The sequence below is a fragment of the Streptomyces sp. GL_148 genome (genome assembly GCF_057834205.1).
This window is the reverse complement of sequence record NZ_CM174396.1, coordinates 6,612,362-6,628,969: the sequence shown is the minus strand read 5'-3', so window position 1 is coordinate 6,628,969 and position 16,608 is coordinate 6,612,362. Positions and strand designations below refer to the sequence as shown.

General features: G+C 72.1%; 5 protein-coding genes. All 5 read right to left on the bottom strand.

Features of this window, described 5'->3' with window-relative positions; translation table 11 throughout:
- Positions 1-79 precede the first annotated feature (79 nt).
- Entirely contained in the window at positions 80-1,783 is a 1,704-nt protein-coding gene (locus tag AC3IYI_RS30215; protein ID WP_489406641.1) for an ABC transporter ATP-binding protein, read from the bottom strand.
- Positions 1,770-12,719, bottom strand: coding sequence for a non-ribosomal peptide synthetase (locus AC3IYI_RS30210; RefSeq protein WP_489406640.1), 10,950 nt, complete (start codon positions 12,717-12,719; stop codon positions 1,770-1,772). Before AC3IYI_RS30210 ends, AC3IYI_RS30215 begins: the two co-directional genes overlap by 14 nt.
- Positions 12,720-12,777: 58 nt before the next feature.
- A complete protein-coding gene (locus AC3IYI_RS30205) occupies positions 12,778-14,565 on the bottom strand; it encodes an ABC transporter ATP-binding protein (protein WP_489406639.1) in 1,788 nt (595 codons plus the stop codon).
- Between the two features lie 2 nt (positions 14,566-14,567).
- Positions 14,568-15,629 carry an iron-siderophore ABC transporter substrate-binding protein gene (locus AC3IYI_RS30200; RefSeq protein ID WP_489406638.1) on the bottom strand — a complete coding sequence of 354 codons (1,062 nt, stop codon included), beginning with the start codon at positions 15,627-15,629 and terminating at the stop codon, positions 14,568-14,570.
- Positions 15,630-15,730: 101 nt separating this feature from the next.
- Positions 15,731-16,591, bottom strand: coding sequence for an ABC transporter ATP-binding protein (locus AC3IYI_RS30195; protein WP_489406637.1), 861 nt, complete (start codon positions 16,589-16,591; stop codon positions 15,731-15,733).
- Positions 16,592-16,608: the final 17 nt, after the last annotated feature.

Sequence of the window (16,608 nt, the reverse complement as noted above, 5' to 3'; positions counted from 1 at the left end):
CTGACCTGACAACGATGGGGCCTGGTTGCCCGGCGGATCGCCGGGCAACCAGGCCCCATCTGTTCAGCGGCTCACGAAGTCACCGCGTGACCGCCGCGCTGTACGCCGGGTCGCTGGCCAGCAAGTGACGGTGCGTCCCTTCGGCCGTGACCACCCCGTCGTCCAGGACCAGGACCCGGTCGGCGGCGTCCAGCAGGGCCGGGCTGCTGGTGATGACCACGGTGGTACGGCCCCGGCGCAGCTCCGCGATCTTGCGTGCGACGAGCTGCTCGGTGACCGCGTCCACGGCCGTGGTCGGGTCGCGCAGCACGAGCACGTCGGAGTCCGCGGCCAGCGCCCGGGCCAGGGAGAGCCGCTGGCGCTGCCCGCCGGAGAGGTTCGAACCGCGGTCGCGGACCTCGTAGTCGAGTCCCTGCCGGTGCAGGGCGACGACATCGGTCAGCATGGACGCCTCGACGGCCTCGGGCACGGTCCGGCTGGTGCCCGGCGGGTCGATGTTCGTACGGAGGGTCCCCGCGAAGATCTCCCCGTCGTACGGGTTCACCAGCATGATCTCGCGGACCGCCTCGACCGACAGCTCCGACAGGTCCTGGCCGCCGAGCCGCACCGCTCCGCCGTACGCGGCCGGAGGCACGTTCACGGCCAGGATCGAGGCGAGTTCGGCCGCCGCGCGCGGCTGGTAGACCGCGATCGCCGTGAACTGGCCGGCCGGGACGCGGAACTTCAGGCCCTGGAGGGACTCGTACCGGACGCAGTCGATCTCCAGGTCCCCGCCCGGTGCCGGGCGGGCCGTCCCCGGAGCCGCCTCCGGCGGGGCGGACAGCACCAGGGCCATCCGCTCCGCCGAAGCGCGCGCCATCATCACGTACTTGGGCATGTCCGAGAACAGCCGGAGCGGTTCCATAATGAACTGCGCCAAGCCCACGGCCATGACGAGCTCACCGATGCTGATCTGCCCGTCGAAGGCCAGCCAGCCGGCGGTCAGCGTCACCGAGGCGGCCAGCGTCGCGTTCAGCCCCAGCGCGGTGCCCGTGTAGACGCCGTTCACCCGGGCGACGGTGATCGCCTGTTCCTTCGCCTCCGTGCTGACCTTCCGGTAGGACCGGAACGCCGCGTGGTTGCCGCCGAAGCCGTGCAGCGGGCGCAGGCCCGTGATCAGGTCGGCGACCTTCGCACCCGCCCGCGCCACCCGGGCCTGCTGCTCCTGGGTGCTGCTGCCGATCCGCTTCGACATCACGCTGAGGGTCGAGAGGATCAGAGCCGTCCCCACCATGACCAGCAGCCCGAGCCGCAGGTCCGCCAGGCTCAGCGCGACCGCCGCGACCAGCACCGCGACCGAGGAGCTGATCAGCATCGGCACGACCTCGACGATGTCGGCGGTCTGGTCGGCGTCCTCGGTGGCGATGGTGAGCACCTCGCCGGACTTCAGGTCCACGTCCCGGGCCACCGGCTGGAGGCCGCAGGACGCGACCCGCACCCTCCAGTGGTGGGCCTCGGTCGTGTTGGCCTTCTGCAGGATGCGCATCCCGAACCGCCACGACAGCGACACAGTCGTGATGATCACGGCCAGCGCGCCGATCGAGAGGGCGAGCGCCCCGGGGCTCCGGCCGCTCATCGTGTGGTCGACGATCAGGCCGAGCGCGATCGGGAAGGCCGTCTCGCCCGCCTGGTACAGGCCCATGAGGACGGTGCCCCAGACCATGGCGCCGACATTGCGCCGTATGGCGGTCCGGAGGATGTCGGACCCCGCGCGGCGGGATCTGTGGACGTCAGGAGTTGTCATCAAGGTGCCGGGCAATCGCTTCGGGGGTTCGCAGGGTGAGCAGGTCACGGATGGTGAGGGTGGGGCCGAATTCACGGCGCAGGAGTCCGACCAGGCGTACGGCCAGCATGGAGTGTCCTCCGAGGGACACGAAGTCGCTCACGGCGCTCACCTCGTCGTCGTCCAGGTCCAGGGCTTCGGCGAAGAACTCGCAGACCAGGACCTCGGTCTCGGTCTCCGGGCCGCGCTCGCCCGAAGTGGTCAGCGCTCCCAGCGGCTTGGGCTCGGGCAGGGCCTTGGTGTCGGCCTTCCCGTTCACCGTGAGCGGGATGGCGTCGACCTGAGCGTAGTGCGTCGGGCGCAGGTAGTCGGGCAGTCCGGCGCCCACCTCGGCGGCGACCGCCGCCAGGTCGGATCCGGCCGCCAGTACGAGGTACGCGGCCAGCCGGTAGGCGCCGTCGACCTGCGGATCGGGCTGGGCGACCGCGGCGGTGAACCGTACCGCCGGGTGTGCGGCGAAAGCGGCCTCCACCTCCCCCAGCTCCACGCGGTGGCCCCGGATCTTGACCTGCTGGTCGGTGCGGCCGAGGTACATCAGGTTCCCGTCCGGCCGGCGGACCACCAGGTCGCCGGTACGGTACATCCGCTCGCCGGGCGCCCCGAACGGGGAGGCGACGAACCGGTGCGCGGTCTGGGCCGGCTGGCCCAGGTACCCGCGGGCGATGCCGATGCCGCTGACGTAGAGCTCACCGGGAACCCCGTCCGGCAGCGGCCGCAGCCACGGGTCCAGGACGAACACCTCGGTGTTGTCGATGGCCACGCCCACCACCGGGTCCTGGCACTCGAAGGTGCCGACGCCCAGGGTGTTGATGGTGTATTCGGTGGGTCCGTACAGGTTGTAGCCGACGGTCCCCTCGGTCTCGGCGAGCCGCTGCCACAGGGTCGGGGTGACCGCCTCGCCGCCCAGGAGCACCAGCGCGGGGCGCCGGTCCGGGTTGTCGAGCAGGCCTTCGGCCGCCAGCTGCTGCGCGTAGGTCGGGGTCACGTTGATGACGTCGATCCCGTGCTCACGGCAGTAGTCGACCAGGCCGGGTGCGTCGCGGCGCAGTTCCTCGTCGCAGATGTGCACCTCGTGGCCGTCGGCGAGCCAGAGCAGTTCCTCCCACGACATGTCGAAGGCGAAGGACACGGTGTGCGCGATGCGGAAGATCCGGTTGCCGTGCTCCGCCAGCACCGGTTCGAAGATGCGGCGCTGGTGGTTGATCAGCATGTTGGTGAGTCCGGCGTACTCCGTCACGACGCCCTTGGGCTTGCCCGTCGAACCGGAGGTGTAGATCGTGTACGCGGGGTGGCGCAGCCGGTTCGGGTCGTCCGGCGCGAACGTGACCTGCGGCTCGGCCTGCGGAAGGGGCCGGTCCAGCTCGATCAGGTCGCCGGGCTCGATCAGGTCGCCGGTCAGCCGGGGCGAGACGGCGCTGACGGTGAGGATCACCTCGGGCCGGGCGTCCGCGACGATCGTGGCGATCCGCTCGTCCGGGTGGTCCAGCTCCAGCGGTACGTACGCGGCTCCGGTGCGCAGTACGGCGAACAGCGCGACGATCCAGTCCGGCGTGCGCGGGATCGCCAGGCCCACCGTCTTCTCCGGGCCGATGCCGCGCCCGGCGAGCACGCCCGCCAGCAGGCGGCTGCGGTCACGGAGTTCGGCGAAGGTCATGCTCCGGCCGTGTGCGACGAGCGCGACCCGCTCGGGTGCGCTGTCCGCCGCCCGGTCGAAGCGGTCGACCACCGTGTCGGTGCCGATGTCCGTGCGGTCGGCCGGCGCGGGGACCGGCCCGAGGCCGGGCAGCGCGCCCACCGGTCCGGTGGACCGGGCCAGGTCCTGGAGCAGGCCGACGTAGTCGTCGAGGAGGCGACGGGCGCTGTCGGAGTCGCCGTGGCGGTGCTCCAGCTTGACCGTGAGCCGGTCGCCGGGCGTGACGACCCAGGTGAACGGGTAGTGGGTGGAGTCTTCCGACTTCACCTCGGTGATGCCGTGGCGGGCGTTCATCTCGGCGAGCCCGTCCAGGTCCAGGAAGTTCTGGAGCACGAACAGGTTGTCGAAGAGGGTGTCGTGGCCGCTGGCCCGCTGGATCTCGCCGAGCCCCAGGTGCTCGTGGTCCATCGCGTCGACCCGGGCCGCCTGTACGGAGGCCAGGTACTCTCCGACCGTGTCCTGCGCCCTGGCCCTCGTCCACATGGGAACGGTGTTGAGCAGCACGCCGACGAGGTCGGACAGGCCCTCGCCGTCGCGGCCGGAGACGGTCACGCCGAACACGGCGTCGCTGCGGCCGGTGTGGGCGCCGAGCAGCAGGCCGAAGGCTCCGGTGAGGACCGAGTTCAGGGTGACCCCGTGCGCCTTGGCCGTGTCCCGCAGCAGCTGCGACTGTTCCGCGGAGAGCGTGTGGAGCAGGGCGGGCGGCAGGTCGTCCGAGAGGGACGGCGCGGGTCCGGCGAGCAGCGTCGGGCCGAAGAGCCCGGTCAGGTGCTCGGCCCAGAACCGCTCCGAGAGCGCCGGGTCCTTGGCGGCGAGAGCGCGGGCGTGGTCCTCGAAGCCCGGCACGGCCGGGGCCCGGGACGGCTGCTCACCGGCGAGCAGGGCCCGGTAGGCCTCGAAGAGGTCGCGGAGCACGATCGCGCGGGACCAGCCGTCCCACAGCAGCAGGTGGTAGCTGAGGAGCAGGCCGTCGCGGCCGTCGGGGAGCCGGATCACGGTCAGCCGGATCAGCGGCGGCTCGGCCGGGTCGAAGCCGGTGTTGCGGTCCCGGACGCGCAGGGCTTCGACTTCCTCGTCGGTCGACAGCTCGACCGTGTGGACGCCGACCCGGCGGCCCGCCGTGAGGATCTGGACCGGGTTGCCGTCGTCGTCGGTGGTGAAGCCGGCGCCGACGACCGGGTGCCGGGCCATGACGACGGCCATGGCCTCGGTCAGCGCGTCGGTGTCGAGGCGGTGGTCGAGGGCGAAGTAGCTCTGCGCGACGTAGTGTCCGGCCGTGCCGGCCAGCTGGGCCTGGAAGAACAGGCCCCGCTGGAGCGCGGTGACCGGCGCCGTGCGCTCGGCCGTCACGGAGGCTTCCGCGAGGGCTTCCAGGGCGTGCAGCCAGTGCGCGGTGATCTCGTCGGGGATCTCCTCGGCGAGGGTGAAGTCCGCGTGCAGGCTGCCGGTGGCCGCGTCGGTCCAGGCGTTGACCTCGACGGCGTACGGGCTGCCCTGGTCGCCTGCGGTGATGTGCAGCGCCTGGGACTCACTGCCCCGGCCGAGGTAGTTGAAGAGCACCTGCGGGCGGGCGGTCAGCAGCGGGGCCGTCTGCGGGTTGAGGTAGCGCAGCCGGCCGTAGGCGAGGTGCCCGGACTCGTCGGGCTGGCGCTCCGCGAGCTCGCGGGCCGCCGCGACCGGGTCGGTGTGCGCGGTGAGCCGGACGGGGGCGATGGCCGTGAACCAGCCGACCGTACGGGTGTAGTCGTGGTGCTCCTCCACGGACACCCGGCCGTGCCGCTCCAGCTCGATCGCGAGATCGGTGGGCGTCGGCTGGATCCGCGTCAGGGCGGTGCGCAGGGCGCCGCACAGCAGCTCGGTGAGGGCGACGCCGAGCGCTGCGGGGGCGGTGCGCGTCACCCGGTCGCTGGCCTCGGGGCCGAGGACCACGGTGGTGTCGCGCAGCGCGCCGGACGCGGGCAGCAGCGGGGGCGCCTGGAGGGTGTCGACCCAGTGCCCGAGGTCGTCGGCGCCGGCGGCGGACCGCAGGGTCAGCGCGTCGGCGTACTCGGCGTAGGAGGTGGTCGCCGGTGCGAGGGTCTCCCCGCGCAGGGCGGCGGCCAGGTCGTCCAGCAGGATCAGCCAGGACACCGAGTCGACCGCGATGTGGTGCACGGTGACCACCAGGGTGCCCGTCGCCGCGAGCCAGGTGAAGGCGGCGACCTCCCCGGTCTCGGGGTCGAGCCGTCCGGCGGCCTCGTTCGCGGCGGCCATGGCGTCGGCCGTGTCCGCGCGGACGACGGTGGCCTCGCGGGCGGGTTCGGTGCGCAGGGTCCACACGCCGTGCCCGGTGTTCAGGCGCATCCGCAGGGCCGCGTGGGCGGCCAGTACGGCGTTCGCGGCGCGCTCGATGTCGGCGAAGGCGGTGCCTTCGGCCACCTCCACGGTCCGGGCCTGGGCGAACCGGGCGAGGGAGCCGCCCAGTTCGCGCTGGCGCAGGATGATCGGCGTGGGCGCCAGCGGGCCGTCCTCGCGGCGCGCGGGCGCCGCGGCGGGGACGTGAGTCTGCGGCGCACGCGTGCCCAGGAGCTCTGCGAGCGCGCGCGGTGTCTTCAGGAGGAACACGTCGCGGGGTGCGATCGGCAGGCCGAGCGCCCGGGCGCGGTTGACCACGGTGATGGCGACGATGCTGTCGCCGCCGGCTGCGAAGAAGTCGGTGTCGGCGTCGGCGTCCGGGTGGGACAGGGTGTCGGCGAAGATGCCGATCAGCGAGGCGAGCTGCGATCCGTCGCCCGCGCCGCCGGCCACCGGGGTGTCGTCCTGCGCGGCCGCCGCGATCAGGGCCTTGCGGTCCAGCTTGCCGTTGACGGTCAGGGGCAGGGCGGCGTCCACGGGCAGGACCCGGCCCGGCACCATGTGCACGGGCAGCTTCTCGGCCAGGAGGACGGACAGGTCGCCGGGCACCCGGCCCACGACGTGCGCGACCAGGTGGTCGCCGCTGTCGGCCACGGTGACGGCCACGTCGATCACGCCGTCGAGGTCCCGCAGCGCGGACTCGACCTCGCCCAGCTCGATGCGGAAGCCCTTGAGCTGGACCTGGTCGTCGGCGCGGCCGGTGAACTCCAGCTCCCCGTCGAGGGTGCGGACGGCGAGGTCGCCCGTGTAGTACATCCGGGAGCCGTCGCTCGCGAACGGGTTCGCCACGAACCGGCCCGCGGTCAGGCCCGGCCGCCCGAGGTAGCCGAGGGACACCTGGTCGCCGGCCACGTAGATGGCGCCCACCTGACCCGGCGGCACCGGCCGGAGCCGGTCGTCGAGCAGGTAGGTGGTCAGGCCCGGGATGGGTCCACCGATGGGGCTCACGTCGTCGCCGAAGGCGAAGTCCTCGTCGGTCAGCACCCGGTGGGTCACGTGGACCGTCGTCTCGGTGATCCCGTACATGTTGACGAGCTCGGGCGAAGCCACGCCGTGGCGCTCGATCCAGCCGCGCAGGCGCCCGAGGTCGAGTGCCTCGCCGCCGAAGATGACGCGGCGCAGCGCGGGGAGCGGCTCGGCGGCGTGCCGGTCGGCCTCGACGAACTGGTAGAAGGCCGAGGGCGTCTGGTTGAGCACGGTCACTCCGCGCTCGCGGACCAGCCGGTGGAAGTCGACCGGGGAGCGGGTCAGCCCGTAGTCGGGCACGAGCAGCTCGCCGCCGTGCGCCAGGGCTCCCCACAGCTCCCAGACCGCGAAGTCGAAGGAGTAGGAGTGGAACTGGACCCAGACGTCGTCGGGGCCGAAGCCCATGTCGGGCCGGGTGTTGGCGAGCAGCGCCACCACGCTGGAGTGCGGGACGACGACGCCCTTGGGCTTGCCGGTCGAACCGGAGGTGTAGATCACGTACGCGGGGTCGTGCCAGCTGACCCCGTCCGCCGGAGCAGCTTCCTCGGCAGCGTCCTCCTGCGCCGGCTCGTCGCCCTGTACGAGGACGCGTGCGGCGACTCCCGCCCGCTCCAGCAGGGCCGTGAAGCGTTCGCGCTGACCGGGGTCCACGAGGACGGCCTGCGGGGCGGCGTCGCCGAGGACGTACTCCAGCCGCTCGTCGGGGTAGGCCATGTCGAGCGGTACGTAGGCACCGCCCGCGCTGACGATCGCGACCAGGGCGACGACCTGCTCGATGGTGCGCGGGACGGCCACGGCCACGCGCCGGCCCGGCCGGACCCCGGCCGCGCGCAGGGCGGCGGCCAGTTCGTTCTTCGCGTCGGCGAGTTCGCCGTAGGTCAGCGAGCGGGTGGTGCCGTCGAGCGCGCACTGAGTGACGGCGGTCGCCGCCGGGTCCCTCTCCGCCGCGGCGTCGAAGAGTGCGCCGAGGGTGGTCGGGGTGATCCGTGCGGGGCTCCTGCTTCCCTCGGGCGCCAGGTCGCCGACCGGGGCGTCCGGCCGGGTGAGCAGGCCGGTGAGGGTGTGCGTGAACCGGTTCAGGATGTCCCGGGCGCTGCTCTCGCGGAGCAGTTCGCCGTCGTAGATCAGGTTGAAGCGCGGGCGCCCGTCGAGGGCCCGCTCCACGACGAGGGTCAGCGGGTAGTGCGGAGCTCCCTCGTTGACGAGGCCGGTGACGGCGAGCGTGTCGCCGGTACGGCGCAGGGCGGCGACGTCGGTGGCCACGTCGAACACCACGAGGGTGTCGAAGAGGGAGCCGACGCCGGCCAGCCGGCCGATCCGGGCCAGCGAGACGTGCTGGTGCGGCAGGACCGCGCCCTGGTGCTCGCGTACGGAGGTGAGCAGTTCGTGCGCCGTGGTGCCGGCGGCCCACCGCGCGCGCAGCGGGACGGTGTTGATGAACAGGCCGACCATGTCCTCGATGCCGGGGACGTCCGCGTCGCGGCCGGAGACCGTGGAACCGAAGACCACGTCGGCGGAGTGCAGGATCCCGCCCAGGGTCACCGCCCAGGCGCTGTGCACGGCCACGCTCAGCGGTACGCCGGCCGTCCGGGCGGCGGCGTCGATGTCGAGCCCCGGTTCGACGGAGGTGTCGGCGAACCGGTCGGACGGGGTGTGCTCCTTGGCCACCAGCGAGGGGCCGGGCAGCTCGGCGAGTTCGGCGCCCCACACGCGGTCGCTCTCGTCGGCGTCGCGCTCCGCGAGCCAGCCGACGTAGTCGGGGAAGCCGCTCAGCGGGTAGGTGCTCCCCGGCGCGTGGTATTCGGCGAGCAGGGCGCGCAGCATCGGGGGCACCGACCAGCCGTCGGCGATGATGTGGTGGACGGTCTGGACCAGGACGTTGCGGCCGGATTCGGGGTCGCGGACCAGCGTGAACCGCATCAGCGGGCCGGTGGCCAGGTCGAATCCGGCGCGGCGGTCCCGCTCCGCGTGTTCGTGGAGCTGCTCATCGGTGATGCCGGGCCGCTCCAGGGTGGTGAAGGGCGCCTCGGCGCCGGTTTCCAGTACGGAGACGACGCGGCCGTCGGCGAGGGCCGTGAACCGCGCGGCCAGGTTCGGGTACAGGGTGAGCAGCCGGGTGGCCGCGGCCGCGAGGCGGGCGGGGTCGAGCTCGCCCTCCAGCGTGAGCAGCTGCTGTTCGACGTAGCTGCCCGCGGAGTCGTCGTCGAAGACCGAGTGGAAGTACAGGCCTTCCTGCAGCGGGGTCAGCGGGAGGATCGCGCGCAGCGCGGGTCCGTCCAGGGCGTCGACGTCGGCCTGGGTCAGCCGTACCAGCGGGAAGTCGCTGGGCGAGTGGCCGCCCTCGTCGAGCGCGGCCAGGGCGGTGAGGGCCGCCTGGAAGTGGCCGCCGATCGCCTCGATGTCCTCGTCGGTGAACATCCCGTCGGGCCAGGAGACGGTGGTGACGAGTTCGTACTCGCCGTGGGCGGAGGGTTCGGCGATCGCGTTGAACTCCAGGGCGCGCGGCAGGCGCATCCTCGGGTCGCGCTTCTCGCCGAGCTGCCCGGTGGCTCCGGAGAGCTGCCAGTCCCCCGACGCGCCCGCGTCGAAGCGGCCCAGGTAGTTGAAGAGGACCTGGGGTGCCGGGGCCGTGAAGGCGGCGTCGGCCAGGTAGCGCAGGGCGCCGTAGGAGACGCCGTTGCTCGGTACGCGGGCGAGGTCTTCCTTGACCGCCTTGAGCGCGGCGGCGAGGTACCGGGGGTCGGTGAAGTCGCCGGTCGTGCCGGGGTCCACGGTCACCGGGAACAGCGTCGTGAACCAGCCGACGGTGCGCGACAGCTCCGCCTCCATGCCGGCGGCGCCCGCCACGTGGCGTCCTTCGCGGCCGTGGCCCTCCAGCTCGATGTGCGCGAAGGTCTGCTCCTGGCCGCGGCCGCGGCGCCAGCGGGCGAGGGAGACGGCGAGCGCGGTCAGCAGGACGTCGTTGACGCCCGCGTGGAACTTCGCGGGGATCTCGCCCAGCAGTGCGGCCGTGGCCTCGGAGCCGACGGTGAAGACCCGGGTCCGCTCCCGCTCGACCGTGTCGGCTTCGGACGGGGCCCGCCGGCCGAGCGGCGCGTCGGGGCCCGGCAGGGGGCGCTCGAAGTAGGTGCGGTCCGCGTCGAAGTCGGCGTTTGCCAGGAGTTGGGTCCAGCGTCGGAACGAGGTGCCCACCGCGGGGAGTTCGATCTCCTCCACGGCGGTGAACTGGCGCCATGCCGTGGCCAGGTCCTCCATCAGGACCCGCCAGGACACGCCGTCGACGACCACGTGGTGGGCGACCAGGACCAGTTGGCGGGCCTCGCGGCGCCAGACGGCCCGCAGCATCACGCCGTTGTCCGGGTCCAGTCCGACGGTTGCGAGGGCCACGCACGCGTCGAGCGGCCCGTCGCTCTCCTGCCAGTCGGCGGTGGCTGCGGCGGCCACCGGGATGTCGAAGCTCCAGCGGCCCCCGCGGACGAGCCGGGCGCGCAGCATGTCGTGCCGGGTGACGACGGAGTCGAGGATCGGCCCGAGGGCGTCGGCGGTGAGGTCCGCCGGGGTGTTCAGTACGACCGCCTGGACGAAGCCGTCGACGGCGTCCGTGGTCCGGCCGAGCCACTGCACGATGGGCGAGCCCGGTACGGGACCGGTCGCCACGTCGGCGTGGTCCACCCGGGCCGCGTCCTCGCGGCCGGCCACCGCCGCCAGGGCGCCCAGGACGCTGTTGGCGAAGATCTGGCCCGCGGTGACGTAGAGGCCCGCCGCGCGCAGTGCGCTCAGCAGCGAGATGGCGAGGATGCTGTCTCCGCCGAGCTGGAAGAAGTCCTGGTCGACGCCGACTTCCTCCAGGCGCAGCACGGAGGCGACAGCCGCACAGACCGTGCGCTCCTCGTCGGTCGAGGGCCGGAGATACGTGCCGGTCACGACCTCGGGTTCGGGCAGGGCGCGCCGGTCGAGCTTGCCGTTCGCGGTGAGCGGGAACTCGGTCATCACGACGATGTGGGCGGGCACCATGTACTCGACCATGTGCTCGGTGGCCCAGGCCTTGACCTCGTCGGCCCGCAGTTCCGTAACTCCCGCGGCCGGGATCACGTATCCCACGAGGTAGGTGCCGCCCGCGCTGTTCTTCTTCGCGATGACGCAGGTGTGCCGTACCGCGGGGTGCTCGGCCAGGCCGGCCTCCACGTCCTCCAGCTCGAGGCGCATGCCGCGGACCTTGACCTGGTTGTCGGCCCGGCCGAGGAAGTCCAGCGAGCCGTCGGGGGCGAACCGGGCGAGGTCACCGGTGCGGTAGAGGCGGGAGCCGTCGCCGGCGAAGGGGTTCGCCACGAAGCGGGAGGCGGTCAGTCCGGGTGCGTTCACGTAGCCGCGGCCCAAGAGGAAGCCGCCGACGTAGAGCTCGCCGCCGACGCCGACCGGGACGGGGCGCAGCTCGTCGTCGAGGACGTACAGCTGGGTGCTGGGGTTGGCCTTGCCGATCGAGGTCGACAGGCGTTCCGCCTCGCCCCGGTAGATGACGTGGGAGACGCCGATGGTCGTCTCGGCCGGGCCGTAGCCGTGGTACATCGGGATGTCGAGCCGGGTGCGGTAGCGCTCGTACAGCTCGGGGGTGAGCACCTCGCCGCCGCACCAGACGTGGCGCATGCTGTCGAGGCGGTCGGAGTCGCCGGCGATCTCCAGCAGGACGTCCAGCATGGAGGAGACGAGGTAGGTGAAGGTGACGCGGTGCTCGGCGATCACGCCGAGCAGGTGGTGCGGGTCGCGTTCGCCGCCGGGCCGCAGGACCACGAGCCGGCCGCCGCACACCAGCGGGAGGAAGATCTCGTTGATGGATATGTCGAAGGACAGGGGCGCCTTGAACAGCGAGGCGTCGTCGTGGCCGAAGCCCAGGATCTCGTTGACCTGCCAGAGCAGGCGCTCGCTGATCGCCTCGTGCCGGATCATCGCGCCCTTGGGGCGGCCGGTCGAGCCGGACGTGAAGATCACGTAGGCCAGGGAGTTGCCGTGCGCGGTGATTCCGGTGCCTTCGGCGGAGTGGTCGGCGTACCGCCAGTCGTCGAGGTCAACGGAGACGGCGGCCGGCTCCGCGGGGTCGTGCTCGCCGGAGTCGTTCAGCTGCAGCACGACCCGCGCGTCGTCGATGACGACGGCGCGGCGCGCGGCGGGCCACTGCGGGTCGAGCGGGACGAAGGCGCAGCCTGCCTGGAGCACGCCGAGCAGGCCGATGACCATGTCGGCGGAGCGGCCCAGCGAGATGCCCACGACCTGCTCGGAGCCGAGTCCGCGGCCGATCAGGTGGTGGGCCAGCTGCGCGGACAGCTCCGCCGCCTGGCGGTAGGTCAGCGAGCGGTGTTCGTCGATGATGGCGACCGCGTCGGGCCGGAGCCTCGCCTGCTCGCGGAACATCTCCACGAGGGTCGGCCGGACCCGGTCCGCCGCGTTGTCGTTCCACTCGGCCAGGGTCGTGAGTCGCTCCGCCACGCTGGACGGGCTGATGGTGCCGAGGGGCCGGTCGGGGAAGTCCGCCAGGTCGTCCAGCGCGCGCTGCGCGTCGGACTGCGGGACGTTCCCGGGGACCGCGATGGCCCAGCCGTCGGGGGCGGCCTCGCCGGTCTCCCAACCTCCGGGCGCCGTCCCGCCGTTGTCGACCCATCCGAGGACGTCCGCGAAGAGGGTGCCGGAGTCCAGGTCGATTCCGTCGGGGCTCTCGCCCGTCGCCCAGTACGACAGTCCGATGGCACAGGCCTCGGCGATGGTCCGGTCGGAGTATCCGCCGGTACGCCGGCGCACGTCTGCCAGGCGCGTGGGAGAGATCAGCACGAGACGAGCGCTCGGTTCCATCATGTGAAGACTCAACACCCTTCCAAGGTGGGAAGGCTAGCCTAACCTAAATTAGGGTGACCTAACTAGCGTCTCTCCAGGCCCGCCAGAGTCGCGCGTAGCGGCCGCCCAGGGCCACCAACTCCTCGTGCGTGCCCTGCTCCACGACGCGGCCGGCATCCAGCACGGCGATCCGGTCGGCCGCCACCGCCTGGGTCAGCCGGTGTGCCACGAACAGCGTGGTCCGGCCGGCGCAGGCGGCCAGTACGGCCCGTTCCAGCTCGGCGGCGCCCTCGCTGCCCGCCTCCGCGGTCGACTCGTCGAGCACGACCACCGGTGCCCGGCCCAGCACCAGCCGGGCCAGGGCGACTTGGGCGACCCTGGTGCCGTCCAGGCGCGCACCACCCTCGCCGACCGCGGTGTCCAGCCCCTCGGGCAGCGCCTCGACCCACTCGGCCGCGCCTACGGTGCCCAGCGCGGCCAGCAGTTCGGCGTCGGTCGCCTCCGGCGCGGCCAGTCGCAGGTCGTCGGCGAGCGGCCCGGAGAACACGTGCGTCTCCTGGGTCAGGATGCTCACCAGCACCCTCGCCGCCGCCTCGTCCAGATCGGCGAGGTCGGTCGAACCGATCCGCACCGACCCGGCCTCCGGAGTCCCGATGCCGGCGATGAGCGCGGCCAGGGTCGTCTTGCCGGCGCCCGTCGCGCCCACCAGGGCCAGCGAGCCGCCCGCCGGGATCGTCAGGCTCACATCGCTCAGGACCGGCTCCTCGGCTCCGGAGTAACGGAACGTCAGCCCCTTCACCGTGACCGGGTACGGCTCCTCGTCCGCCGGCGCGGCGGATGCGTCGCCCACCAGCCGGTCCTGCGTGGGCTCCGCCAGCACCCCGACGAGCCGGGTCAGACTCGCGCCCGACTTCTGGGCCTCGTCGAAGGTGAACATGATCGCGCCCAGCGGGGTGAACAGGCGGTGGAACACCAGCGGCGCCGCCGCCACTTCGCCGAGACTGGCGGAGCCGGTCTCCAGCAGGACGTAGCCCACGATCAGGATCAGCGACAGACCGATGAACTCCGCGCGGTTCTCCCGGCCGACGAACCGGCCGAAGAAGTGGAACACCTCGATGCCGAGGTCCCGCACCCGCCGCGAATCCTCGGAGACCTTCTCGCGGAAGGCCTCCTCCAGGCGGTGTGCCCGTACCGTCTCGATGCCGTCGAGCCCGCTGATCAGCGCCTGCGCGCGCTCGGCCTGGGCCACCGCGCGCTTGCGGTAGAGCGGGGCCGACCGCGGCAGGTACCAGCGCAGGGCCAGCCCGTAGGCCGGCAGCGCACAGGCGCCGGCCAGACCGAGCCGCCAGTCGAGGCCGAACATGCCGATGGTGGCGATGGCCACCAGGACCCCCGCGGAGAACACCGTGGGGATGGCCGACCGGATGCCCTTGGACAGGACGGCGACGTCGTCGCCGACCCGGGAGAGCACGTCTCCGCGGCCCACCTGCTCGACCCGGGCACTGGGCATGCCCAGTACGGCCCGTACGGCGCCTTCGCGCAGGTGCGCGAGCAGGTCGGCGCCGAGCCGCCCGATCAGGTAGGCGGACAGGGCGGCGGCCGCCGCGCCGAGGAGCGCGGCGGCCACCATCCACGCCCCGATCGTGACCAGGACCGAACGCGGTTCACCCCCGGTCACTGCGTCGACCACCCGGCCGAGCAGCAGGACGGGGAGCATCTGGAGAGCCGCCCCGGCGACCGTGCTGAGTACGGCGCCGGACGTCAGCCAGGGCATCGTGCGGCAGTTGGCCGCGACCCATCGGGCTGCTTCACGTCCGGTCGTCGTACGCAGGGCTGCCGGGGCGACCCGAGTGTCCGTGGTGCTCACACCTAGCCGACCGACTTGACGAGCTCGTCGATGGCGAAGGGCAGGGCGGGCAGGGTGGCCTGCGACATGGCCGCGCCGGCCGCGGGGCCCTCGCTGTCGAGCAGGTAGGACACCTTGTTGGCCTTGGTGACCTTCAGGTTGGCGAAGAGGTCGAACTTCTTCAGCGCGTCCGTGTCGGCCTTGTCGTTGACGACGAAGACGCGGTCGACGTCGATGAGGTCCATGCGCTCCGGGGAGAGCGCGAAGGAGAATTTGCCGTCCGAGATCTTGTCGAGCTCGGTCTGGCCCTTGAAGCCCATGCCGGTCAGGAGCTGGCCGCGCACGTCGGTGGTGGTGAAGGGGTTGACCGCGTCCTTGTACCAGGACACCGCGACGGCCGTCTGGGTGGCGAACTCGGGGTGCGCCTTCTTGACCGTGGCGAGCTTGTCCTGGATGCCCTGGACCATCGCCTTGCCCTCGGTCTCCTTGCCGACCGCCTTGGCGATCTGGAGGGCGTTGTCCTGCCACGGAGCGCTGAAGGGCTCCTTCTCGGTCTTGGTGCGGCCGACCGTCGGGGCGATCTTCGACAGCTTGTCGTAGGCGGCCTGGTCGACCTCGGAGTAGACCGCGATGATCAGGTCGGGGCGCAGGGACGCGATCTTCTCGAAGTTGGGGCCGGTGTCACCGTTGTTCATGATGACCTCGGGCTCGGTCCCGCCCCACTTGTCCTTCACCCAGGGCCACTGGGTGTTGATGTCGGGGCTCTGACCGGCCGGGTTCGGGTACTGGTCGGTCATGCCGACCGGCTTGATGCCGAACGCGAGGACGTTCTGGTCGTCGGTGTAGCCGACGGTGACGACCCGCTGGGGGGCCTTCTTGACCTCGGTGGAGCCGAAGAAGTGCTCGACGGTGACCGGGAACGCACCGGTGGCGGCCGGGGCGTTGGCGCTGTCGTCCTTCTTCTTGTCCTTGTCGGCCGAGTCGGAACCGCAGCCGGCGAGGACGCCCACGCCGAGGGCCGCGGCGGACACGGTTGCCGCCAGCTGCCGCCAGGGCTTCATACGTGTCGTTCGGTCGAGGAGCATGCGGGATCCCTTGCTTTCGTGCTGTCCACTGCGGCCTCCCACTTAGGGCAGGCAAACCGTACCAATAGAAGTGAGGTAAGCCTAGCCTAAGTTAACTCGTTTCAGCTGCCCGCACTCTGGCTTCCCACACTCTGGACGTGGGTCCGCCCGATCGGCACGACGAGCGGCCGGTCCCCCACCGGATCGTCGATCACCATGGCACGCAGGCCGAATGCCTCGTACAGAAGCTCGGCGGTCAGCACCTCGCGCGGATGACCCTGCGCCAGGATCGAACCGGCCTTCATCACGATCAGGTTGTCGCTGTAGCGCGCGGCCAGATTGAGGTCGTGCAGCACCATGACCACGGTGCATCCCGACTCGTGCAGGTCGTCCACCAGGTCGAGCACGTCGACGGCGTGCGCCAGGTCCAGATAGGTGGTGGGCTCGTCGAGCAGCAGCAGATCGGTGCCCTGAGCGAGGGTCATCGATATCCACACGCGTTGACGCTGACCCCCGGAGAGCGCGTCGACGGGACGGTCGGCCAGGTCGGCCACCCCCGTCATGGCCAGCGCGCGCTCCACGACGGAGGCGTCGTCCGAGGACCACTGACGCAGCCAGCTCTGGTGCGGGTGCCGGCCCCTGGCGACCAGGTCGGCCACGGTCAGGCCTTCCGGCGCGACCGGCGCCTGGGGCAGCAGGCCGAGCTTCTTCGCCACGTCCCTGGTCCGCAGCCGGGCGATGTCCTCACCGTCGAGCACGACGGAACCGCTGGTCGGCTTGAGCAGCCGCGACAGGGTCCGCAACAGGGTGGACTTGCCGCATCCGTTGGGGCCGATGATCGTGGTCACCACCCCTTGCGGGATCGACACGTCGAGCGCGTCGATGACGGTCCGGTCGCCGTACCCGACCGTGACGGCCTTGGCCGCCAACCGCGGGACGCCCCCGGCCCCGGACTGGACCTCGGTGATGGACTGAGCGACCACGACTCCCCCTCTATTTA